This is a genomic window from Corynebacterium kroppenstedtii DSM 44385 (assembly GCF_000023145.1).
GTDB classification, from domain to species: Bacteria; Actinomycetota; Actinomycetes; order Mycobacteriales; family Mycobacteriaceae; genus Corynebacterium; species Corynebacterium kroppenstedtii.
This window is the reverse complement of sequence record NC_012704.1, coordinates 1,295,237-1,318,639: the sequence shown is the minus strand read 5'-3', so window position 1 is coordinate 1,318,639 and position 23,403 is coordinate 1,295,237. Positions and strand designations below refer to the sequence as shown.

20 protein-coding genes and 1 pseudogene are annotated in these 23,403 nt (G+C 56.8%); 10 read left to right on the top strand and 11 right to left on the bottom strand.

Going from position 1 to position 23,403, the window contains the following annotated elements; translation table 11 throughout:
- Positions 1-4: 4 nt before the first annotated feature.
- The 4 genes and pseudogenes from CKROP_RS05490 to CKROP_RS05475 form a co-directional block, all read right to left on the bottom strand.
- Entirely contained in the window at positions 5-943 is a 939-nt protein-coding gene (locus CKROP_RS05490; protein WP_012731746.1) for an amino acid ABC transporter permease, read from the bottom strand.
- A pseudogene (locus CKROP_RS05485) lies at positions 943-1,631 on the bottom strand (amino acid ABC transporter permease). The gene CKROP_RS05490 and the pseudogene CKROP_RS05485 overlap by 1 nt, the downstream one beginning before the upstream one ends.
- Before the next feature lie 8 nt (positions 1,632-1,639).
- Positions 1,640-2,593: a glutamate ABC transporter substrate-binding protein gene (locus CKROP_RS05480; RefSeq protein WP_012731745.1), complete on the bottom strand. Its 954-nt coding sequence runs from the start codon at positions 2,591-2,593 to the stop codon at positions 1,640-1,642.
- 15 nt (positions 2,594-2,608) lie between these two features.
- Positions 2,609-3,340 carry an amino acid ABC transporter ATP-binding protein gene (locus tag CKROP_RS05475; protein ID WP_041629360.1) on the bottom strand — a complete coding sequence of 244 codons (732 nt, stop codon included), beginning with the start codon at positions 3,338-3,340 and terminating at the stop codon, positions 2,609-2,611.
- 284 nt (positions 3,341-3,624) lie between these two features.
- Here CKROP_RS05475 and miaB point away from each other — a divergent pair, with 284 nt between their 5' ends.
- Together miaB and CKROP_RS05465 are read left to right on the top strand one after the other, a co-directional pair.
- A complete protein-coding gene (gene miaB / locus CKROP_RS05470) occupies positions 3,625-5,244 on the top strand; it encodes a tRNA (N6-isopentenyl adenosine(37)-C2)-methylthiotransferase MiaB (protein WP_041629359.1) in 1,620 nt (539 codons plus the stop codon).
- A 50-nt stretch (positions 5,245-5,294) separates the two neighbouring features.
- Positions 5,295-6,083, top strand: coding sequence for an Rv2732c family membrane protein (locus tag CKROP_RS05465; protein WP_012731742.1), 789 nt, complete (start codon positions 5,295-5,297; stop codon positions 6,081-6,083).
- Positions 6,084-6,215: 132 nt separating this feature from the next.
- On the opposite strand, the gene CKROP_RS05460 is transcribed toward CKROP_RS05465, so the two are convergent.
- On the bottom strand, positions 6,216-7,538 hold the full coding sequence (locus CKROP_RS05460; RefSeq protein ID WP_012731741.1) for a DUF349 domain-containing protein: 1,323 nt from the start codon (positions 7,536-7,538) through the stop codon (positions 6,216-6,218).
- A 113-nt stretch (positions 7,539-7,651) separates the two neighbouring features.
- On the opposite strand from CKROP_RS05460, the gene CKROP_RS10715 reads away from it, so the two are divergent.
- Genes CKROP_RS10715 through dapF form a run of 3 tightly spaced genes read left to right on the top strand, consistent with a single transcriptional unit; the run spans position 7,652 to position 10,422 of the window.
- Positions 7,652-8,497 carry a hypothetical protein gene (locus tag CKROP_RS10715; protein ID WP_012731740.1) on the top strand — a complete coding sequence of 282 codons (846 nt, stop codon included), beginning with the start codon at positions 7,652-7,654 and terminating at the stop codon, positions 8,495-8,497.
- On the top strand, positions 8,473-9,432 hold the full coding sequence (gene miaA / locus CKROP_RS05450) for a tRNA (adenosine(37)-N6)-dimethylallyltransferase MiaA (RefSeq protein ID WP_052292362.1): 960 nt from the start codon (positions 8,473-8,475) through the stop codon (positions 9,430-9,432). The genes CKROP_RS10715 and miaA overlap by 25 nt, the downstream gene beginning before the upstream one ends.
- Positions 9,433-9,441: 9 nt before the next feature.
- Complete coding sequence (gene dapF / locus CKROP_RS05445; protein ID WP_012731738.1) at positions 9,442-10,422, top strand: diaminopimelate epimerase; 981 nt, start codon at positions 9,442-9,444, stop codon at positions 10,420-10,422.
- Here dapF and CKROP_RS05440 read toward each other — a convergent pair.
- On the bottom strand, positions 10,386-11,060 hold the full coding sequence (locus CKROP_RS05440; protein ID WP_041628835.1) for a hypothetical protein: 675 nt from the start codon (positions 11,058-11,060) through the stop codon (positions 10,386-10,388). The genes dapF and CKROP_RS05440 overlap by 37 nt on opposite strands.
- Positions 11,061-11,062: 2 nt before the next feature.
- Complete coding sequence (locus CKROP_RS05435; RefSeq protein WP_012731737.1) at positions 11,063-11,878, bottom strand: hypothetical protein; 816 nt, start codon at positions 11,876-11,878, stop codon at positions 11,063-11,065.
- 310 nt (positions 11,879-12,188) lie between these two features.
- Between CKROP_RS05435 and CKROP_RS05430 the strand changes: the two genes are divergently transcribed.
- The 5 genes from CKROP_RS05430 (at position 12,189) to CKROP_RS05410 (ending at position 18,230) form a co-directional block, all read left to right on the top strand.
- On the top strand, positions 12,189-12,473 hold the full coding sequence (locus CKROP_RS05430; RefSeq protein WP_052292361.1) for a FeoA family protein: 285 nt from the start codon (positions 12,189-12,191) through the stop codon (positions 12,471-12,473).
- A gap of 177 nt (positions 12,474-12,650) precedes the next feature.
- Positions 12,651-14,750, top strand: a complete 2,100-nt coding sequence (feoB, locus tag CKROP_RS05425; RefSeq protein WP_148209734.1) for a ferrous iron transport protein B — start codon at positions 12,651-12,653, stop codon at positions 14,748-14,750.
- 22 nt (positions 14,751-14,772) lie between these two features.
- Entirely contained in the window at positions 14,773-15,216 is a 444-nt protein-coding gene (locus CKROP_RS05420) for a FeoC-like transcriptional regulator (protein WP_148209644.1), read from the top strand.
- 223 nt (positions 15,217-15,439) lie between these two features.
- Entirely contained in the window at positions 15,440-16,846 is a 1,407-nt protein-coding gene (gene hflX, locus CKROP_RS05415; protein ID WP_237698470.1) for a GTPase HflX, read from the top strand.
- An 82-nt stretch (positions 16,847-16,928) separates the two neighbouring features.
- The gene (locus CKROP_RS05410) at positions 16,929-18,230 is read left to right on the top strand and encodes a uracil-xanthine permease family protein (RefSeq protein ID WP_041628834.1); all 1,302 of its coding nucleotides are present in this window, start codon (positions 16,929-16,931) and stop codon (positions 18,228-18,230) included.
- Positions 18,231-18,316: 86 nt separating this feature from the next.
- Here CKROP_RS05410 and CKROP_RS05405 read toward each other — a convergent pair whose 3' ends face one another.
- The 4 genes from CKROP_RS05405 to CKROP_RS05390 form a co-directional block, all read right to left on the bottom strand.
- Entirely contained in the window at positions 18,317-18,586 is a 270-nt protein-coding gene (locus CKROP_RS05405; protein WP_012731732.1) for an HPr family phosphocarrier protein, read from the bottom strand.
- A 283-nt stretch (positions 18,587-18,869) separates the two neighbouring features.
- Positions 18,870-21,137 carry a PTS fructose transporter subunit IIABC gene (locus CKROP_RS05400; protein ID WP_012731731.1) on the bottom strand — a complete coding sequence of 756 codons (2,268 nt, stop codon included), beginning with the start codon at positions 21,135-21,137 and terminating at the stop codon, positions 18,870-18,872.
- On the bottom strand, positions 21,134-22,288 hold the full coding sequence (locus tag CKROP_RS05395) for a 1-phosphofructokinase family hexose kinase (protein WP_012731730.1): 1,155 nt from the start codon (positions 22,286-22,288) through the stop codon (positions 21,134-21,136). The genes CKROP_RS05400 and CKROP_RS05395 overlap by 4 nt, the downstream gene beginning before the upstream one ends.
- A gap of 76 nt (positions 22,289-22,364) precedes the next feature.
- A complete protein-coding gene (locus CKROP_RS05390; RefSeq protein WP_012731729.1) occupies positions 22,365-23,144 on the bottom strand; it encodes a DeoR/GlpR family DNA-binding transcription regulator in 780 nt (259 codons plus the stop codon).
- Between the last annotated feature and the right edge of the window lie 259 nt (positions 23,145-23,403).

Sequence of the window (23,403 nt, the reverse complement as noted above, 5' to 3'; positions counted from 1 at the left end):
GGAATTATTCGAACGTGCTGCGTAGATCGCGGTGGGCCGGGTCATGCCAGTCGACTACGGCTTCATCCTTGGTCTCCACGCCCTGTTCTTTCTGGTGGGGAACATGGGCCACAATATTGCGCCGAGCACGCCCAGCCCGCAGTTGAAGCTCGATTCGCTCCGCGAACTTCGCCAGCCCAATGTTGACGATAATCATGATCACTGCAACAACAACGAGCGCAGCAAGGAAGTTTCGGTAATACGAAGCCGACTGAATGCCAGACCTCACCACTTCCACGTACCCGATCTGATAACCCAATGCGGAGTCCTTGAGCGCAATCACCATCTGCGCAATCAAGGCGGGGAGCATCGAGGCCACAGCCTGAGGAAGAAGGATGATTCGCATCGTCTGGCGGTGAGTCAATCCCAGCGCCAAAGCGGCTTCCGATTGCCCACTCGGGAGCGCCTCGATCCCCGAACGAAGAACCTCGGCAATGACCGCTCCGTTATACAAGGTCAACCCAAAAACAACGGCAGCGAAAGCCAACTGCTCTGAGGGGAACACCGCATATTCAGCGAAAAGCTGGTAGGCGAAGATCATCAAGATCAACACGGGAATAGCGCGGAAGAACTCGACGATTACCCCGCAGATCCGGCGAACGATCCACCGATGGTGCAAACGCCCAGTTCCCAGCACTGCCCCAAGAAGCATAGCCAAAATGATGGAAACAAAGGCGGCTTTCAGCGTTCCCCACAGACCGGGGAGAATATACGTCGTCCAGGTGGTCGACTTAATAAAAGGATCCCACTTGGATGCCTCCAACTGGCCGTTTTTGGCCAGCACCGAGATCGTCCACCCGATGACAACGGCAGCAACCACGACAGTAATGGCCGTGAGAATGCGGTTGATCTGACGCCCGCGTGGGCCAGGGTTGTCATAAAGGACAGTTGCGCGAGTACTCACTATCGTTTCACCGCCAATCGTTTACCAGCCCAGCCGAAGAAAAGCCCCATCGGCAGGGTCAAGATGATAAAGCCGAGGGCAAAGATGCCGAACACCAAGAACAACTGGTCGGCGTGGTTCTCGATCGTCGACTTCATCAACAGAGATGCCTCGCCCACACCGATGACGGACGCGATGGTTGTGTTCTTGGACAACGCAATCAAGGTGTTGCCCAACGGAACGATCGACGCGCGAAACGCCTGGGGAAAACGATGGCAGAGAAGTTTTGTCCAAAGGACAGCCCCAGTGATCGGCCGGCCTCCGCTTGTCCAAAGGGCACTGTGTTGATGCCCGCCCGCAAGGATTCCGCGACAAAAGCCGAGGTGTAGATGATAAAGGCCAGGACAGCGAGCCAGAAGTTGTTGTTTTTAATGAAGTTGTCGTTCTCGGGGGCAAGTGTCAGGCCCAAGTTCTGGTAGAGCCCGATCGACGAGAACAGCACAATCAGCGTCAGGGGAGTGTTCCTCGACACAGTAATGAACAGTGACGATAAGGTGCGCAGTATCCCGACGGGGCACACCCGCATGGCGGTCAGAATGATGCCCAGGATCAGTGAACCGATCCCTGAGTACACCGTGAGTTTGATGGTGACCCAGAATGCAGGCCATAGCGTGTCGCTGAGGTCACCCCATAAAGTCGTTGTCTCCATTGATCCCCCTATCCCTTCTGCAAAAAGCTGAGATCGCCGATGGCGGGTTCATCGCCCACGGGGAAGTCGTTGCCAAGATTCTTGTGAACAATGGACGCGTAAGCTCCGGACGCCCACATGTCTTTCAGGGCATCGTTGATTGCCTCGGTCGACTTGGTGTCGCCCTTCGCATGGCCGATTCCGTAGTGCTCATCGGTCCACCACGATCCGTCATCCTGTTTCATGTCGACGACGCGGAATTCGCCCGGATACTGAGTTGCGAACCCATACAAGATGGTGGCGTCGGTGGTCAGGGCGTCAACCTTCTTTTGGTGGAGCGCTTCCACACATGACGAGTAGGAATCGAACTCCTGTAATTGGACCTCGGGAAGCGCCTCTTTGACCTTCTGAGCAGGAGTGGACCCACTCACAGAGCACAAACGTTTTCCCTTATTCAGGTCTGTCAGAGACTTGATCCCCGTGTCCTTATCCCTTACCAGTAGCGCCTGATGGGTGACCAGGTATGGCCCACCAAAAGCGACCGCATTCGCGCGCCCTTTGTTGATGGAATACGTGGCCGTAATCATGCCCACTTCGCCATTCTTAATCAGCGTTTCCCGCTGCGCAGATGGTGTTTCACGCCACGTTATCTTCGGCTTATCCCAACCGTTTTTCTCTGCGATATGGTCAATGACATACCGCGAGACATCCGGATCCACACCGACGAATTTCTTATCCGGCGTGCGCATTCCCATACCCGGCTGGTCATATTTCGTGCCGACGACGATATGCCCGGCTTTAATTTCGTCGAGGACACTCACGGGCTCCGACGACCCACACGCGGTGAGCGTTGGGGTGACGAAAACAAGGGCGGTCACCGCGGCCATCATCGCGCGCACGCGGGTGTGGCGTCGGCACGTGCCCCGTCGGAAGTAAGTAACAAACTGGCCGAAATGACGGCCGGCGAACTGAATTCGTGTCATTATTCACGCCCCTTTTTAATGACCGAGGATCTTGGAGAGAAAATCTTTGGCCCGGTCCGTCTGGGGATTCGTAAAGAATGATTCCGGATCGGAGTCTTCGACGATGGCGCCGTCGGCCATAAACAACACACGATCAGCGGCGCGGCGGGCGAAACCCATCTCGTGGGTCACGCAGACCATCGTCATACCCTCTCTAGCGAGTAGTCCGACCATGACGTCGAGAACCTCGTTCACCATCTCCGGGTCGAGAGCAGACGTCGGCTCGTCGAAAAGCATGATTTTGGGGTCCATGGCGAGGGCTCGGGCAATGGCGACACGCTGCTGTTGGCCACCGGATAACTGGGCGGGATACTTGTGAGCCTGGCTATCAATATCGACCCGTCGGAGCAGAGCCATAGCCCGATCCTTAGCTTGGGCCTTACTCCGTTTCCGCACTTTGATAGGGCCAAGAGTGACATTGTCGAGGATGGTCTTGTGCGAAAACAGATTGAACTGTTGGAAAACCATGCCGACTTCCGCCCTCAGCCGGGTCAGGCTCTTCCCTTCCTCGGGAAGTGCCTCTCCATCGATCACGATCTCGCCATCGTCGATAGTCTCGAGCCGGTTAAGCGTTCGGCATAAAGTTGATTTCCCTGAGCCTGAGGGGCCGAGAATAACCACGACCTGTCCTGCAGGAATTGTCAGATTGATATCGCGGAGTGCGTGATAGTCGCCGAAATACTTGTTGACATGGGACATTGAGATCATCGGCGGGCGATGCCCAGGATCTTTGGCAGCCGTTTCAGCGTCGGGATGAGGTGCAGAGCTGTCTGCAGCGTGTGCGGGAATGGAGTGTGTCGACGGCGCTGTGACGTCGGATCCGGAAACTTCTGGCATACGGAAAAACTTAAAGGGTTTCTTTAGCCAAAGCTGTGTGGGAAACAAAAACTTAACAACACCGTAACCAATTCCCCGTCTGTCGGGGGTGACCAGTACGATAGTCCGCGATGAACGGCACAACCCCTGATATGTCAATTAATCATTTACAGACCATGAATCATTTCACTGCTGCTCCGCATTCCTCGGTTTCGACGACGACCACCCGCCCGCGCACCTATGAGGTGCGTACTTTCGGGTGCCAGATGAATGTGCATGACTCGGAGCGGCTGGCCGGACTTTTGGAGGAAGCCGGCTACGTGCCCGTTGGTAGTGACGATCCTGCCGATGTTGTCGTGTTCAACACGTGTGCAGTACGTGAGAATGCGGATAACCGGCTGTACGGAACCTTGGGCCAACTGAAATCGGTCAAAGATGCGAAGCCTGACATGCAAATCGCGGTCGGGGGGTGCATGGCGCAGAAGGACAAGGATGTCGTTGTTAAGCGCGCCCCCTGGGTCGACGTCGTGTTCGGTACCCACAACATTGGGAAGCTCCCGACTCTTCTGGCGCGTGCTGCCCACAACCATGAAGCCCAGGTGGAAATTGCCGACGCGCTAGAGCAGTTCCCCTCGGTCCTTCCCGCGAAACGTGACTCCGCGTATTCCGGCTGGGTGAGCGTGTCTGTCGGGTGCAACAACACCTGCACATTCTGCATTGTGCCGAGCCTCCGCGGGAAAGAAAAAGACCGCCGACCAGGTGATATTTTGGCGGAAGTACAAACTCTTGTCGACGACGGCGTGAGCGAAGTGACGCTGCTCGGCCAGAATGTCAACGCCTACGGAGTTCACTTTGAGGACCCGACGCTAGAGCGTGACCGCAGCGCATTTTCAAAACTGCTGCGCGCATGTGGCGATATCGAGGGCCTGGAGCGCGTCCGTTTCACCAGCCCACACCCTGCCGAGTTCACCTCCGACGTCATCGATGCGATGGCGGAGACTCACAACGTGTGCCCGCAGCTGCATATGCCTTTGCAGTCGGGTTCAGACAAGGTGCTCAAAGAGATGCGTCGCTCCTATCGGACGAAGCGTTTTATGAGAATCCTGGATGAAGTACGTGAGAAGCTCCCTCAGGCCTCGATTACGACCGACATTATTGTTGGGTTCCCTGGAGAAACTGAGGAAGATTTTCAGCAGACGCTTGATCTCGTTGAAAAAGCACGGTTTACGAGCGCATATACGTTCCAGTACTCGCCGCGTCCAGGGACGCCCGCAGCGGCGATGGAGGATCAGGTACCGAAGGCCGTGGTGCAGGATCGGTATGAGCGACTGGTTGAACTTCAAGAGCGAATCAGCGCCGAGCTCAATGCCGAGATGGTGGGGGACGTCGTCGAGGTCCTTGTTCAGGCTGACGACGGTCGACGCTCGGCTCAAACACATCGTTTGTCGGGAAGAACGCGCGATGGTCGCCTGGTGCACTTTGCCCCTGATGCTGCGTCGATGGAAGAAACAGCCCGAGCCTGGGATTCCATCGGAGCAACTCCTATGGCGCATCCGACAAGCCCCGGCAGAAACTCCGTTGAAGAGTGCGTGAAACCAGGTGTTGATCAGGCGATCCGCGCAGGAGACGTGGTGTGGGTGCGTATCACTGATTCACGCTCTCACTTCCTGTTGTCTGACTCGGGCGTTCTTGGTCATCGTCGTATGCCGGCGGGGGACCGGACTGAGGCTGCTTCCGCTCCGACGCCACGCGGTGTGGGTCTGGGAATGCCGACGATCAAGACGATGAAAAGGTAGCCAAGCTTGGTAAGCATCACGAATGAGGTTTACGGATTAGGGTAAGAGGCATGGCAACGAAGAAGAGGTCTGGACGTAGTGATTGCGACGGCTCGGCTCAGCGGCATCAACCTGCGAAAAAGCCCCAAGAGATGACGGCTGAGGAGCGCAGAGAAGCGCTCCGAGCTTTCGGCGAAAGCAAACGCGCCAACATCAATGTGGAAGAACGCTTGGCGTCGAGAACCGTGGTAATCAACCGTCAGCTTCCTTTTTTCTTGCTCGGGATGCTGGGGACGTTGTTCGCCATCTTCCTCCCGCACTCGGGGAGCGTGTATGGCTTTGACGTCCTGTTTTACTCCGACCGCGCTCAAGAGATGGTCACGACGTGGCCCGAGCGTATCTACGTGTGGTTGGCGCTGGTCGGGGGAATCTTCTTACCCATCGGCGTGATTGTTTCACGCTCAACTCTTGTGGCCTGGGTGACGTGGGTCGTGTCCGGAGTTGGTTGGGTATTCGGTATTTTCGCGATCTGGATGCGGCAGTCACGCCCACCGACAGAGCCGGGATCTGGTCCCTCGTTCGGGCTTATCGTTGGGTTCGCTGCGATCATCGTTATTTTCGCAACCATCTCTACCGTCGTTTTCCGCCGATCAGTTCTCCAGCGCGTTTTGGCAGAAATCCGGCGTGAAGAAGCCGACCGCGATGATGAAGCGCGGGCCGCCCAGCAGCATCTTCGGACGGGATTGACCGTTCAGGAGTACAGGGAGCCGGTGGATAACCGCCGTGCACGTGCAAGAGAGCGCGCACACCAAGTGGCGGAAAACCAACGTAAGCGGAAACAACCGCCCGCGGATAAATAGGACCCCAGATTCAGCACTCCCACAACCCCAGAACTAAAGCCCCACGAATCAATATCGGGCATCAGGCCCGGTTACTCGTGGGGCTTTTCAGTTGTCTGTGTGCTGCTCGGTCCGCCTGTCGCCCGTCGCTACTTAGTCCACTGCCTGCTGAGCAGTCTGAGCCCATTGCGCCCACTGTTCGGCTTGAGCCCGGAGATCGGCAGCTTTCTTGCTATTCCCAGCTTTTTCAGCACTGTCCGCTGCCGCTGAAAGCTCATTGACTTTAGCCTCAAATTGGGCGACGCGAGCCTGCCGTTCGGGATCAGTCTTCCGCCATTGCTCATTCTCGACGTCACTGACCCGATTCTCGAGCGCACGGATCTTATCCTCGAATTCGCGGACACGACCCCGCGGCACGTATCCGATGCTTTCCCACTGCGATTGCAAGTCGCGGAGAGCTTTCTTAGCAGCGTCCAAGTTCTCGTCAGGGTTAATCTTGTCGCTGTACTGCTCTATGAGCTGGTTTTTCTTCTCAGCGTTGGATTCATACTCACGGTCTTTAGCCTCATTAACGGACTTCCGTGCCGAGAAGAACGTGTCTTGGGCGTGGCGGAAGCGCTTCCACAGCTTGTCATCGATACCCCGTGGCGCGCGGCCAGCAGCTTTCCACTCCGTCATGAGGTCGCGGAACTGACGCGCGGTCTCTCTCCACTCCGTCGAATCCTGGATCTTCTCCGCTCTCTCGCAGATATCTTCCTTGAGACGACGAGCTTCATCGCGTTTCCGATCCAACTCGGCAAAATGTGCACCGCGGCGCTGTGAAAACTGCTCACGAGCAGCAGAGAAACGCTTCCACAGCGCATCATCGGTTTTCCGGTCGATACCGTGGGTGCTCTTCCACTCGTTCAGCATCTCGCGCAGGCGATCGCCCGATTCTTTCCACTCCGTCGAATCCGCACCAATGCGCTCGGCCTCGTCGATAAGCTTTTCACGTTGGGCAATCGCGTTCTCCCGGCGCTGAGCCTTTTCAGTTTCGGCTTGTTCAGCGACGGTGTAACTGTCGTCGATAATTGAACTGAGCTGGTCATTAAGACCATCGACATCACCGAGAGCAGCTGATTCGGCGACTTTGGTCTGCAGTTCCTCGGCAGACTTGCGAGTATTGGCAGCTTCCTCGGGGTGGGTGTGGAGACGCACGCGGAGGATATCTGCCTCAGTCTGCAGGCTATCGAAGTGCTTGCCGAAGAAAGCGAACCCTTCGCTCTTCGAGCCTGCTTTCCACTCACCGATAGCGCGCTCGCCGTCACGAGTGATTAACCAGACTGTTCCATCATCGTCGATACGCCCGTGGTCTTCGGGGTTGTTTGTCCGACGTGGTGGTGTCGTCGTTGCTGCATGGCCAGACATGGATGCCGGTGTGGGATGAGCGCCTCGGGGTCCAGGGATAGGCGCTGAAGGGACCGAAGAAGTAGTCATGGGCCGGTGTTCCTCACTCTTTCTTTCTTTGCCGCGCGGCACGGCTGCCAAACACAATCCACTGTTTAGACTGCACGACTTCCCGCCGAGAGTCTACCCGTTAGGGTAGTGATGTGACCCATTCCCACACGGCTTCACCGGCTTCGTCGACCACACCCACGTCGCATCGACGACCGGATCCAACCGATAGCTCCGACGTCAAGTATGGGACGCGCCAGGGACGCATTGTCGCGCTTCTACCGCCAACTCCTCTGCTTCTTCCCGAAGCGACTGGTCACGCCCAGTATCCGGCACAACTCCGTACAGAGATTGACCGTGCTCAGCAGTGGATACTCCCTACCGACGGGCCCATCACTATTGCCTTCCACCCCGACGACTCCATGGCGACACGTCACGTCGGGTCTCTCAAGGCATGGGGCATTGACGTGAACGTGGGAGCGGGAATGTACTTGCCCGATCTCGTTCTGCGGGCCCTTCTTCGACGGTGGGGATACGACGGTGAGGTCGTCAGCGTCGACATTCACGACGTGCAGTTTCTCGCCGACGATGGGCCGCTCCTGGATGGGCCACTTCTAATTGCCGCCGACGGGGGAGCGGGACTTCATCCCGACGCTCCTCTAGGTGACGTGCCCGGAGCATGGGCTGTCGAGGAGAAACTTCGGCGTCTTGTTATCGATCCCGCGGCTCAGGCGTCGACACCATTGTTTGACGTGGCTGCTGCAGCACACTGTGGGATTGACCCAAAACCGTGGATCGCCTGGGCTAACTTTTGTCGATCACACCCTTCCAGTGTGAGTACCCTGTATCACTGGTCCTCCATTGATGACCGCGCCGATACCACCGCCGAGCAACAGGGTGGGCCGCCCGCGCAGGATGATCCACTCGCCCAGGATGGCCCGCTGGCCTATGGAGGAATAGGTTTCCATTGTGGCGTATGGCAGCTCACCACCGTGATATAGAACAGGATGATAACGTGCCCGCATCTTTGCCTTTCCCCGTGGCCGTCGTCGGTCCCACCGCGTCGGGCAAGTCGGCATTGGGGCTCGCACTCGCGCACCGCTATGACGGAGAGATCGTCAACGTCGATTCCATGCAGCTTTATCGGGGGATGGATATCGGTACGGCAAAGTTGACGCCTGAAGAGCGCGAGGGCATCCTGCATCATCAGCTCGACAAACTTGATGTCACCCAGCGGACGAGCGTCGCGAAATATCAACAATCCGCCGTCGACGATGTTGAAAACATCCGGTCACGAGGGAAAACACCAATTTTGGTGGGTGGTTCCATGCTGTATGTCCAGTCGCTCGTCGATGATTGGCAGTTCCCACCCACCGACCCTGGGGTTAGGGCTAAATGGCAACAGCGCCTCGACGAGATAGGTGTTCAGCAGTTGCACAAGGAACTTGCTGCTATTGACCCAGCGGCTGCCGGCATTATCGAAGTCAATGATCCGCGCCGGACTGTCCGCGCCCTGGAAGTCATCGAATTAACGGGGAAGCCTTTCGCGGCATCACAGCCACCCATCAATGCACCAGCACGATGGGGGACACTCATCATCGGATTGCAAACATCATCAGAGTGGCTGAACCCGCGAATAGAATTACGCACCCACACCATGTTTGACCGGGGCCTCATTGAGGAAGTCGACGGCCTCACCCAACAAGGGCTCATTGCACAATCCACCGCCGGGCGAGCGATCGGATACTCCCAAGTACTTGCCATGCTCGCCGGCGACATCACAACCGACGATGCCATATCGTCCACCATCACAGGAACCCGTCGCTATGTCAGACGCCAGCGTTCGTGGTTCCGTCGCGACCCACGAACACACTGGATCGACGCGGCAGGGGACACCGTCAGCGAAGCGACGTCGATCATCGACAACCACGTCTAGAATGGCCCCATGCCCGAACAGACAACCCCCTTCAGTAAAGGCCACGGCACAGAGAATGATTTCATCCTCCTGCCAGACTTCGACGCTGATATCGACCTCGACCCAGCACTCGTCCGGGTTTTAAGTGATCGGCGCGCCGGGTTGGGTGCCGACGGCGTGATCCGCATTGCTCGCACCGAAGCCTTGATCGATAAAGGCATCATTGCACGAGAGGCTGTTGGGGAGTCCGGCGATGGGGCACCAGAAAATACACCCGAGTGGTTTATGGATTACCGCAATGCCGATGGGTCGATCGCTGAAATGTGTGGAAATGGCTCTCGCGTATTTGGGCACTATCTATTCGCGCACAACCTCGTGAGTGATTCGCCGAAGTTTTCGATTGGCACGCGAGCGGGAATAAAGCGCTTGACCGTCGTCAATCCGGCACAAACGACTGACTCATCAGCACGGATCGCCGTCGATATGGGCCAGGTAGGCATTATCGGTCAGTCGGTAGCCGCATTTGATCGACAGAGGTTTGCCGGTGTGGGGATTGATGTAGGTAACCCCCATTTAGCATGTGTTATTCCCGATCTTGACGACGCGGGTCTCCGCGAGCTTCCTCTTCACCTCAAGCCTGTTCTCGACGAGGAGTTCTTCCCGCACGGAGCTAACGTCGAGGTTCTCACCCCTCTTCGCGCGGATGACAGCCGTGATGGTGATGGCACTGTGTCGATGCGCGTCCATGAGCGCGGGTCGGGGGAGACCCGATCATGCGGGACGGGAACGGTCGCGGCAGCAGTAGCGGCCTTGGCTGACCGAGGTCAGGTCGACGGCACGGTCCACGTCGTCGTTCCCGGTGGTGAGGTCACGGTGACTATCAAGGACGAGCAGGCCACCTTGGAAGGTCCGTCGGTAATTGTTGCGTCAGGAACAATTAATTTCGACCAATTGCGTGAATACGCCTCGTCGCATTATGCGCCCGCATTGCGTGGAAAAGACGACCTATAGCTAGAAGCCCCAGGAGTCCATCCATATGTGGACGGGCTAGTCGGGCTAGTACGTGTCTGGCTTTCAGGAAGCCGTACCACCGGGCTGTCGACTTGGCTCGTGTACTGCCGAGCCTCAACCCACGCTTCTTGTAGTTCGCGCGCCATCTCATCTGTTGCTGAGAGGATGTGCTCCAGCATGTGAATGGTGCGTGCGTGAGTAACGACACCCTCAAGATCGTCGATAAACAATTCGCTCGACACTCTGGCTTTGTGGAACCGACTAATGATCGGATTCTCCTGGTGAGATTCACCCAAGAGCACGGAATGCGTGGATCGATCGGTAACAGCCTGGGCTGACGTGCCGTTCTGAAATGATTCCCACTGGTCCAGAACTGCAGTGATGTCCGCAGCTGACAACTCAATGGACTGACGAACTTGTTCTTGTTCGGCGGAGAATGTTGACGTTCGTGCGATAACGATGGCGACGACAGCGCACGCGAGAACAAGCCCAAAGCCGAGCCAGTGGAAAATGATGATCAGACACAGGGCGATAACGGTGAGGATGGCGCTCAGAGAGATAAGACGCCATACCCGGACATTACGGTGAGGTGACGTCAGCGCCGGAACACCATCCTTATCGGTAGGGGAGCTGGTCACTTTTAATGGCCACCACATCCGCAGCCACCGCAGCCACAGCCGCCGCCTCCACCACCGCAGCACCCGCCAGCGCTGGTATCGGCTGCGACGGACGCTGTGAACAGCACCCGACCGGCGACAATGTTCCCCTTAGTGATGCTCTCGGCGGCAGATTCAGGAAGGCACAGATCGACGGGGAATGGGGCGTCGACATTGACGTGCCAGAACGATTCGCCCGTGAGGCCATTCGTCCGTTTTTCTGCGGATGTCACGACGAGTGATACGTCACCTGCGGCTGATGGCTCGGTATCGCCTGATCCCGCATTGACCACGGCTGCACCGTGCGAGATAACAAAACCGGTCGTTGCTCCGCCGGCGTCGGAGAACGCTTTTTCGTCGGAGTAGACGTGGGTATCAACACCAAGAGCAGAAAGATTGACCGTTCCCAATTGGGTGGGTTCATCAACCAGAAGCGGACCTTGGGCGAGGTTGGCAGCAATGTCACACACAACGTTGCCCTCGTCATCATGAACACTGAGCAGCGCCAAGACGTCGGATAACATCGAAATTTCCGCTTCGCATTCGGTCAATGCATCGAAGCCGGCATACGCGGCATACGGTGGGGCGGCAAGGATGAATAACTGTGCTCCACTGGCGTCATTAAACGCGAGCAATTGTCCACCTGATAGTTCACCGGTGACAGACAAAGTGCCGGTTGAGTAGGCTTTTTCTAAAAGCTCTTGCCAGGGGACGCCCCCCATTCCAAGTGCTGTGAGCCCCGTCGTGGTACGTGCTCCCGCAGTCTGGGAGTCAGCGGGGGTTTCGGTAGGTGTGCTCATAGAAGTCGATTCTAGCTCTCTTATGAATTCAGTCGTTCACGGGTTTGCTCACAGTGTTTGTTTGTTTCCCTCATTTTTTTGTTTATGCCCGTTTGTGTCGTGCTACCATGAAAACTGTTATAGGCCGAACAGAACCACAATTCTGAAAGACCTGGAAATAAGTTAAGGAAAACCAGACCGAGGCCAACCACCCGCAGACCACCCCTCGGTGAGCCTTCCAGATGGCTCCCTCTCTCTGGCAAGTATGGAAACGCGGTCACCGTGCACTGTGAAAGGTAGTGCAAGGTGCACGCCGATGAGGAGACCTGGAATGGGAAAGGTTTCCATGAGTCGCTCGGACCGTCACGCAACTACTTCTTCGCCCGCCATGAGCACTCTTTACGACGTGCCACCAGGACATTCCGCAACAATCGTGGGTTCCGACGTCGATGCCCTTTTTGCTCGTCGACTCCGTGAACTGGGGTTGCGCGAAGGCACTACCGTTCATGTGGCTCAAAACGCCGCAGGCGGCGGCCGCATCGTGAAGGTTCTTGACGCTCGATACGCGCTCGATGCTTTTACTCTCAAGCATATTGCCATCTCGACCTCATCATAGAGGTCATTTCCCCCATGACGGTAGGGGATTCTCGGAGGAAAAATGAATGACTCTTTAGGTCCTCAGACGGAGGGCGGTGTCGCAACGTCCAACACGGCGACGGCCACATCTACCAAGGACCTCACAACACAATTCGCCGACGCACCATCCTGTCACTGCGAAAGCCACGGAACGGCCATGGCGCCGAAGGGCTCACCAGTCATCGCGCTCGTCGGCGCGCCGAATGCCGGTAAGTCGACCCTGTTCAACGCACTCACCGGCGCAAAAGCCAAAATGGGCAACTGGCCGGGCACGACCGTCTCGGTGTCTCGCGGCGCATGGAAAGTTAAGAAGGACAAGCACAGCGCTGTCGATCACGCAGACACGTGCGACGAGCACGCAGGTTCCGTTCAGATCGATTCGGCGGATGCATGCCCTCACTGCTCCAGCGAGCACAAGGAGCCGAAGGCAGAAGAATCGACAAAGGGTGGACACCACTCCGAGACCTCACACGGCTCGGGCGAAACAGTCTATGACGTGATCGATTTTCCGGGCGCTTACTCGCTCGACCCGATGAGCCCTGATGAAGCTCTCACCCGTGAACTCCTTTTGGAACGTGACGTGGAGGAGCGGCCGGATCTGGTCATCGTCGTTGCAGATACCGCCACAATTTCGCGTGGCCTCTATCTTGCGGCGCAAGTAGCTGAGCACCCGTATCGTATGGTTGTCGTCCTCACCAAGGGCGATGTTGCGCTAAACCAGGGGTTTGAAATTGACCCCGATGTGCTGTCGCGGAAGCTTCAGGTTCCCGTTGTTGCGGTCGATCCGCGTAAACGTCGCGTCGGTGAGCTGGCATCTGCCGTTGAAAAGCAGTTACAGATGCCGGCCGACACCGTCCGGCCGATGTGCTGCCAGCACATTCCCGATGAATTAGAGGGGCCGGACCGCGAACTGGCTGTCTCCGACGCACGTTTCAGCTGGATTGACAAAGCCGTCTCGAAGGCAACGATCCACAACGATCACACTCGGTCCGTCTCGGAAAAAATCGACCGCGTTGTTCTTAACCCCATCGCAGGTCCGCTTATCTTCCTTGCGGCTATGTGGTGTGTCTTCGAAATTACGACGATGGTGGCCGCGCCTCTGCAGGATTGGCTCGATAGTTTCTTCAGCGGTCCCGTCAGTGATGGGGCGACATCGTTACTTCAGGCCTTGGGACTTGACTATCCGTTCGTTCACGGGTTGATTGTCGACGGCCTGATCGGCGGCGTGGGAATGGTTCTGACCTTCGCGCCACTGATGGCGTTAATGTTCTTATGCCTGGCTGTGCTGGAGGACTCGGGCTACATGGCTCGTGCCGCAGTGGTTGCGGACCGGCTCATGCGAGCGATTGGCCTGCCGGGTAAAGCCTTCATCCCGCTCATCGTGGGATTTGGATGCAACGTTCCGGCCATTTCCGCAACACGGGTTTTGGGCAACGCTCGTCAACGTATTTTGACTGCATTGCTCGTGCCCTTTACGTCGTGCTCCGCCCGGTTGACCGTGTACGTCATGCTGGCCGCGACCTTCTTCCCCCACAACAGTGGTTCCGTTGTGTTCGCCATGTACGTCATCTCTATCGCGTTGGTTGTGCTCACAGGATTGCTGATCAAAAACACCTTGTGGCGGCGTATGGGGTCGGAACCGCTCGTCATCGACTTGCCGGTGTACCAGTTGCCAGTGCCTCGGTTGGCACTATCCGCCATGTGGATGCGTCTGAAAGGGTTCCTGCACACAGCCGGCGGGATCATCGTCGCGACGGTCATCGTTGTGTGGCTGCTGCAGTCGACTCCCGTCGTCGGCGGCCACAGCTGGGGTGACGACGACCTTGATCCGCAGGATTCGGTCTACGGCGCGGTATCGCAAACAGTGGCACCTGTGTTCGCCCCGGCTGGCTTCGATTCCTGGTCACTGTCGGGTCCGTTGATCACGGGCTTCGTCGCCAAGGAAGCCGTGATTTCGTCGTGGGCTCAGACGTACGCCCTGCAGGACCCGTCGGATGAAGATGCTGTGGACCAGGGTCACTCTGCGCTGGCTCAGGCCATCCGCGAAGACTTTAACCACTCCTCAGGTGGTCACACGTATCCGGCAGTGTGGGCTTTCATGGTCTTCCTGTTGGCGTACACTCCATGCGTGGCTACACTGGCTGCCCAAAAGAGAGAAATCGGATTGAAATGGACGTTGGTGGGGATAGCCATACAGCTGACAGCGGCCTGGGCTTTGGCCGTCATCACGTTCCAGGCACTACGTCTTTTCTTCTAGATCATTTCTTCTACTTTGATTCGTGAAAGCAGTGATAGCAATGCTGTTTCGTCGAGAACGAGATTTATCGCGACGCGTTCCTTCGCGGGGTGACTCCTCCGGGCGTGCATCGGCATCGTCGGCTTCACAAGGTCCGCTTGCCATGGTTCGTGACGCCATTGCCTCTGGGGCCGTTGACCGGTCACGGATCGCTGAAAACACGGGCCTTGCCCGAACCACCGTCGATGCCTCCATCGAGCACCTCGAACGCATGGGCTGGTTGACTAAGAAGCCACTGGGAACATCCTGCCCCGGCGGGGGATGCTCATCCTGCCCATTGGGTAAGGCCGACGGAGGGGCCGGATGCGGATCGCACATCGGCGGAACGGGACCGGTTGCGCTGGTTTTAACCCGTCGCCCCCAGTGCTGGCCGGCTGCGTCCACGTCGGCTGTGCCTGAAGCTGTTAGCTCCGCCGGCCGGCACTAGGTATAGAGCCGTGACCTGTGTGGGCATAGCGCATGCACGTCACGGTTCATCAGCCTATAGCGAACGCACTACCGCGTGAGGGCTAGTCGTGAGACACTTGTGAGCAATGACTGAACGTTCACATAATTATCCGTCTTATTCGGACAACGACACTCACCTCACCGATGACCATGGCCGACGCGGGGGAGGCCTACATAACGACACAAGAGTTCGCCATGCGGACATGCCCACCGCGGGCGAACTTGACCTTAGCGAGCGTGACGAACTCCGTGCGCTGTCGCGCGGTAGTCAAGCTCACACCACGGAGCAATCCGATGGCTATGACGTCGAATATCGAAAGCTGCGGCTAGAAAGAGTCATTCTGGTCGGCGTATGGACGTCGGGGACAACCGCTGAATTCGAAGCAAATCTGGAAGAGCTCCGTGCTCTCGCGGAGACAGCCGGGTCTGAGGTCCTCGAGTCTTTTTACCAGCGCCGCGAGAAGCCCGACGCGGGCACGTACATCGGATCCGGCAAGGTCGCTGAGCTCCGTGACGCGGTCCGATCATTAGGCGCAGATACAGTGATTTGCGACGGTGAGCTGAGCCCCGGCCAGCTGATCGCTTTAGAAAAGCAGCTCGATGTCAAAGTTATTGACCGCACGATGCTGATCCTCGATATTTTCGCTCAGCATGCGAAGTCCAAAGAGGGAAAGGCGCAGGTTTCCCTCGCTCAGATGGAATATCTTTATACGCGAGTCCGCGGCTGGGGCGACATGATGTCCCGGCAGGCGGGTGGACGAGCCGGCTCTAATGGCGGTGTTGGCCTTCGTGGCCCTGGTGAAACGAAGATTGAGGCCGACCGCCGACGGTTGCGTAAAGATATGGCTCGTTTGCGAGCGGAATTGCGGAGCATGACGACCGCTCGTGAAATTAAGCGAGATCGGCGAGATAGCTCTACCACTCCGCAAATCGCGATTGCTGGGTACACGAACGCGGGGAAGTCGTCGTTAATCAATGCCATCACCGGAGCAGGGGTGCTGGTGGAGGATGCCCTCTTCGCTACCTTGGACCCCACGACACGTCGTGCAGAACTAGCCGACGGGCGAGCCGTCATCTTTTCGGACACGGTTGGGTTCGTTCGGCACCTGCCCACACAGCTGGTGGAGGCGTTCCGATCGTCCCTGGAGGAAGTTGCGTCGGCAGACTTGGTGCTACATGTTGTGGATGGTTCCGATCCCTTCCCACTGAAACAGATAGCTGCTGTTCATGAGGTTCTTGCCGACGTTCGCAACAGTAGAGCGGAGACCATGCCGCCTGAAATCATTGTTGTGAACAAGATAGACCAGGCTGACCCCATTGTTCTTGCGCAGCTTCGCCACGAGCTTGACGACGTTGTTTTCGTGTCGGCGAAAACTGGCGAGAATATTGATGAACTCGCATCCCGAATCGAACTGTTCTTAAACACTCTGGATACCCATGTAAGGCTTCATGTCCCGTACACCCGTGGTGACATTGTGGCGAAAGTCCATGAGTATGGAACCGTTATCGACGAACAATACGATTCCGACGGCACGGTCCTTGATGTGCGCGTTCCTGCTCGTGTTGCTCAAGAGGTGAAAGAGTTTATTCAGGCGGACGAATACTCATAATTTTCTTTGCTTACAGGGGCGTGACCGTGTTGATAGGGGTCGTGGTAAGGATCTAACTGCTCAGATTGAATAATAAGAAAGCGTGAGCGCAAAAAAGAGTCTTTTACCGTGGTCCGTGCATGGTGACGGAAAAACACCCCGGCCTGGTGCTGTGGTGGCCCCAGATGAGCGATTAAGTTGGCTTCGAACTATCGGCGTGGGAATGCAGTACGTCATTGCCATGTTCGGGGCGACGCTTCTTGTCCCCACCCTCACCGGGTTCCCCGTCAATACCACCCTATTGTTCTCTGGTCTGGGGACGATGGCGTTTCTCCTCATCACGAGGAATCGCCTTCCATCATATTTAGGTTCCTCATTTGCGTTTATCGCCCCTTTAACCGCTGCGCATAGTGCGGGGCTGTCTGCCCAGCTGGGTGGCGTCCTTGCCGCAGGATTAGCGCTCGCGGTTGTGGGGCTCGTTGTGATGGCAGTGGGACAACACGCCCTTGGCGCCGTGATGCCTCCGCCCGTCACGGGAGCAATCGTCGCACTCATCGGTTTGAATCTTGCTCCTGCCGCCACATCCAACGTGCAAAAACAGCCATTAGTAGCCGGCGTTACTCTGGCGGCAATTCTGCTCTTCACCGTGGCGGGCCGGGGGATGATCGCGCGGCTAGGAATTCTTTTTGGTGTCGTCGTCGGGTGGGTTTTCGCGTCGCTAACAGGTAGTTTAGCCCCAGGTACCTCAGAGACGATAGAGAATGCCGCATGGATTGGTTTCCCACAATTCCATTCTCCCGTCTTCCACACAGAAATTGTTATTTCGACGATCCCCGTCGTCGTTGTGTTAATCGCAGAAAATGTCGGCCATGTAAAGGCTGTCTCTGCCATGACGGGAAGAAATATGGATGACTTAGCGGGGAAAGCTTTATTTTCTGACGGTATCGCGACGACAGTGGCAGGATTCTGCGGCGGATCGGGTACAACCAGTTATGCCGAAAACATTGGTGTCATGGCGGCTACGCGAGTCTATTCCACGGCTGCGTACTGGGTTGCTGCTGCGACCGCAATAATTCTTGCGTTTATTCCTAAGTTCGGCGCATTGGTATTCACTATTCCCACTGGAGTTTTGGGCGGCGCGACCATGGTCCTATACGGCATGATCGGAATGCTTGGAATTCGTATTTGGCAAGATAACAATGTTCGATTTACCAATCCCGTTAATTTGACCGCGGCTGCAGTGGCGTTAATAGCGGGGATAGGAAATCTCACATTGCGGGTGGGATCAGTTGATATTGAAGGCATCGCGTGGGGATCGGTGGGGATCATCGTTGGTTACCCGCTCTTGCGCTATCTTTTCGAGCACGTTGGGGAAGGGCAGGACGCCAGCCAGCGTCAGTATTAAAAAATGGGGATGATCAGAAATACTTCGTCATCCCCATCAATAGTGCCGTTGGTCACCGCACGGTGGCGGTCCCGACAACTAGTGGATTATTCGTTATCGAGGTTCTGCGAGACCAGAGCCGCAATCTTCTCGACAGCTTCGGCGTTCTCAGACGAAACTTCCACGGTGTCACCGTGCTCAGCGCCCAAGGCCATAATCATGAGGGAAGAAGCGGCGTCGGCAGGTTCTGCATCATCATCGTCGGGAAGCGAGATCAAGATCTCGTCATCATAGTTAGATGCTTCCTCGGCGATAACAGCTGCGGGACGAGCGTGAAGACCAACGGTAGAACCGACAGTCACGGTTGTGGAAGCCATAAGTGAACCTTTCTGTTAATCAAAACAAGGTGCGGATCATCGGGATCCTCTTGTGCCAGAATAACGGACTTAAAGTCCTCCTGCACAAAGCATTTTATTTATTTCTACAGCGGTACTTATCGTAGCGGATAAGTTGCTGCAAGTGTGGTAGTTCAGATACGGAAAGTGCTATGTGCCACAGCCTTTTCCGTATCTCTTGATCGGGGAGTACCGCTGGTTTGTTGTTCAGTGGGTACCCGCCCAATCTTTAAGCCAATGTCAGTGTAATGGCCGAGCTTCGGCTTTACGCTGTGGTCTTGGCAGAAGCTTCTTTGTTCGTCGACGACGGCGCTGTCGACGCTGGCGATTTCGCGGCATCGCGTGTCTTGACTGGCCACCATGTCTTCAGGGCGACGACACCAGCCGCAGCGATGACTACGCCAACCACCAGTGAGACGAAGAACATAAGAACGTGGGTGACGGCCAGAATCACGAACACGCCGCCGTGAGGAGCCATCAGTTCGACGCCAGCTGCCATCGAGATAGCACCGGAGACCGCGCCGCCGAGCATCGTAGCCGGAATGACGCGCAGCGGGTCCGCAGCGGCGAACGGGATAGCGCCTTCAGAGATGAAGGATAGGCCTAGCAACCAAGCCGCTTTTCCGTTTTCCTGCTCCGCTTTATTGAAGAGCTTAGGCCGCAAGGTCGTCGCAAGAGCCAAGGCCAGCGGCGGAACCATACCGGTAATCATGACAGCAGCCATGATCTTCAGCGACGCAGGATCGTCGACATTCAGTCCAGCCGTGGCGAACAAGTACGCTGCCTTGTTGATGGGACCACCGAGGTCGAAGCACATCATGAGACCCAGGATGATGCCGAGGAGAACCGCGGAGGAGCCGGACATCGAGTTCAGGCCATTCTGCAGGGCGTCCATCAGCGAGGCGATCGGGCGTCCCAGCAGGATAAACATGGCGAAGCCGGTGATGAGCGAGTCCACCAAAGGAATGATCACAACAGGCATCAACCCAGCTAGCCACCGTGGCGGATTAAGCGTGTTGAACCACATTGCGATGAGACCTGCGATGAGGCCCGTGAACAGGCCGCCAATGAACCCTGCCCCCACAGCGACGGAGACGGCACCACCAATGAATCCTGGAGCGATACCTGGACGGCCACCGAGAGCGTAGGCGATATACCCCGACAGGGCACTCACGAGGAAGTTCATCCCCAGCGTGCCGACATAAGCCGATACAGCGCCAAGGTAGATCAGCAGAGGAGCCTGGCTGAAGTTGTACGTTTCGCCGTCGACAGTAATGTGCTGCCCGGGAAGGTTCCACAGAGCATTGTGGTTGACGACGGTTTCGTAGACCTTGGCGATATCCGCACCAGACAGCACGAAGGCCAGCGCCATAAGGAGGCCGCCTGCCGCCACGAACGGAATCATGTACGACACACCGGTCATCAGGGCTTGCTGAATACGCTTGCCCCAGCCGAGTCCCTCGCCCTCTTCCTGAGAGCTCTCAGACGACGATGATGCCTTCCCTTTGACGCGACGTGCATGAGGATCTTTTGCTGCCGCGATGGCTTCATCGATCATGACCGCGGGTTCATCAATAGCCCGCTTCACGCCAGATTCGATGACTGGTTTGCCAGCGAAGCGCTCACGGTCCTTCACCCCAACATCGGTGGCGAAGATGACGGCATCGGCATTCTTAATGACGTCGGAGGGAAGGGGAGTGACTCCGGATGATCCCTGAGTCTCAACCGTGATCTCGACATCGTCACGTGCATCGGCTGTCTGCGACAGGGAATCCGCAGCCATGTACGTGTGCGCGATGCCGGTGGGGCACGCGGTAATCGCGACAAGGTGGGTAACAGCCTGTCCGGATCCACTAGCCTGGTTGCCGCCGTCGGTGCTCTGAGCTGATGCTCCCGCTGCTCCGACGGGCGTCGACCCCGCAGCGCTACCCGCCGCGGCTGCGTCTGCACCCTTACTTGCCGACGCCGTCGAGGCGGACTTCTTCTTTGGCTTGGCAGCCAAGGTGTCAAGGATGCGCTGGGCTGCGTCCTTCTCATCGGATGCTTCGCGTAGCGAGTCCCGGAAGGAGGCTTTTACCAAGCTACGGGCTAATTTCGACAGGATCCGCAGGTGTGCTTTCCCTCCGCCCATCGGAGCGGAAATAAGGAAAACCAGGTCGGCAGGGCCATCGGCGGAGCCAAAATCAACAGGCTTCGAGAGACGCGCGAAGGTCAGCGTCGGAACTTCCACATGGCTGGTGCGGCAGTGCGGAATTGCCACGCCACCAGGCACACCAGTGGCTGACTTCGATTCGCGAGTCAAGGCGTCAGAGGTAAGCCCCTCGGCGTCATCAGCGCGACCGGCCACCGCCGCATGTGAAGCCAAAGCTTTAATAACAGCTTCCTTGGTATCACCGGGAGCCACGTCGAGCATGATGAGGTCCGGGGTGATTACGGGAGGCTCCGAGGAGTTCGCCTGCGTTCCCTCCGCTGGTGCTGTTTCTTTTTGTGTCGGTTTGTTCGGAGTAGATCCGGAACCGCTCGATGATGTCATGACACTCCTTTCAAGGCTGTTGCTTCAGCGCCAGCCATGACGGTGACGGATTCAGGTTGCGTTTGGGAGGGGAAGGGGATTGTCGTTCCGGGCAGCGACGTTGCCGCAGAGCCGTAGGCTACAGCGTATCGAAGTGCAGTTTTCTCAACTGAACTGTCTGTAGCTGAGCTCGTTCCGTTACTGTGACCGCTTCTTTGGGTACCAATAATGAAGCCAGCCAGGCTTGAATCACCCGCTCCGACAGTACTCACCGGAGTGATAGGAGGCGGAGAGGCATACCAGGTCCCTTGTTGGGTAGCTAAGACCGCGCCCGACGCACCGAGTGTGAGCAGGACATAACGCACGCCGTGGTCAACCAAGAGCTTTGCGGCTTCTGTCGCGGGCTTGAGATTTCCCTGCGATGCCTCGTGTTCGATGTTTTTCCCGTCGAGGCCGAGGATCTGGCCGATTTCGAAACCGTTTGGCTTCAGGAGATCGGGAGCCACAGCCGGATCCTTCAGCATGCGGGCACCGAGTTCCTCAAGCGGTTTATCTGACGTGTCGACCGCTATTTTGACGTCGTGCCCGTCGGCGCTCTTACGAATCGCTCCGACCATGTCGGCGTACCACGATGTAGGCAGTCCGGGTGGCAGTGAACCGGAGAGAACGATCCACGATGCACGCTGCGCGGCCTGCGAAATCACTCGGGTCAGTGTGTCGACGTGATCTTGCTCAAGAGGGTTGCCTGGCTCATTGAGTTTCGTCGTCGTGCCATCGGGTTCCGTGACAGTGAGGTTGACGCGGACGGGATGGTCAGCTGGCGTCGGTACGAAGCTGAGACCTGTTTTATGAACTAAAGAAGTAAAGGGATCGCCTGCGGATGCCGGTGCAATGGCGACGGTTGGTTCGTCGGCCCTGTAAGTAGCCATCGCTACGTTGATGCCTTTGCCGGCTGGTACATCGGTAACGTCAGTGATCCTGTTTACTCCACCTCGATCAAGTGGGGTGGATATTGCAGCCGTACGATCCATGCAGGGATTAGGGGTCACTGTAACGACAGCATTGTCGGGAATTCGCAAGGACTGACTATCTAATGCTTCAATGCCGGATGGACTAGAGCCCTCGTGTGTTTCGCCTTCTTGTGGAGTCGGCGATGATGAGTGTGAAGACATTATTCCTCTAGACGTGGTGGCGGTGGATCGACATCGTTGTTGTGTTCGTAAGAGCGTCGAGCTCTTTTACACGCGCTTACTGTGCAACGACGACATCGATCTCATGTTCGCGAAGTTGGGAAAGAAAACTTTCCGGGGCGGCAGAGTCAGTGATGAGAACGTCAATATCACTCAGTGCAGCAAAGCTGACCAGGTAATCACGGCCAAATTTCGACGAATCGCACATGGCGATGACGCGATTGGCATTAGTAATCATGGCTCTCTTGACGGCTGCTTCCTGGGGGTCAGCCGTCGATAAGCCATGGTCAATCGTCAACGCATTTGTGCCGATAAACGCCACGTCAGCACGCATAAGCGCGAGCGTACGCAGCGCAGTATCACCCACAACAGCTTGGGTAATCGCACGAATTTGGCCACCGAGTAGCTGAAGATCGGTTAAGTTCCGGCTTGCCAGATTCATCGCAATGGGAAGGCAGTTCGTGACGATGGGCCATCCGCGTCCCGACGACAAATCCGCGATGTGATTAGCCAAGACCGCTGTTGTTGTCCCCGCGTCAAGAAAAATGCCTGCACCTTGTGGTGGGAGGTAATCCATTGCGGTTCGGCCGATGGCGGCCTTAGCGCCGGAGGCGGCCCTTGCGCGACTGTCGATGGGTAGCTCTAAAGTCTGGAAATTAGTGGACGCCACAGCACCGCCGTGCACGCGATGGATAGCGCCTTCCCGATCGAGTTGAGCAAGGTCTCGACGAACCGTTTCTGCTGTTACTGAGAATCGTTCGGACAAGTCTGTGACACTGACGCGGCCTTCAACGGCGGTGAGAGAAGCGATTTGTCTCCGTCGTTCCTCTGCATACATGTCTGTGTCACTTGTCCTTTCACGTCTGGTTCACGCTGAGTCTGCGCTTGATTCGTTGGTTTTACGTTGTCTTCATGTTTCTTCGCTCCTAAGAGTACGCGTTTCGTTTTCAAACGGTCATCAGACCGTGTCTGAATGCCCCCGATCGGACATAAAGAGAGCATCCAATCAGTGGCTTTTCTGTGGTTTTACGTTTACTTTACTGTGAACGTGAGCATTTGGGCATAGTTTTGTGACTTTTCCCACTCTGAATGATGGT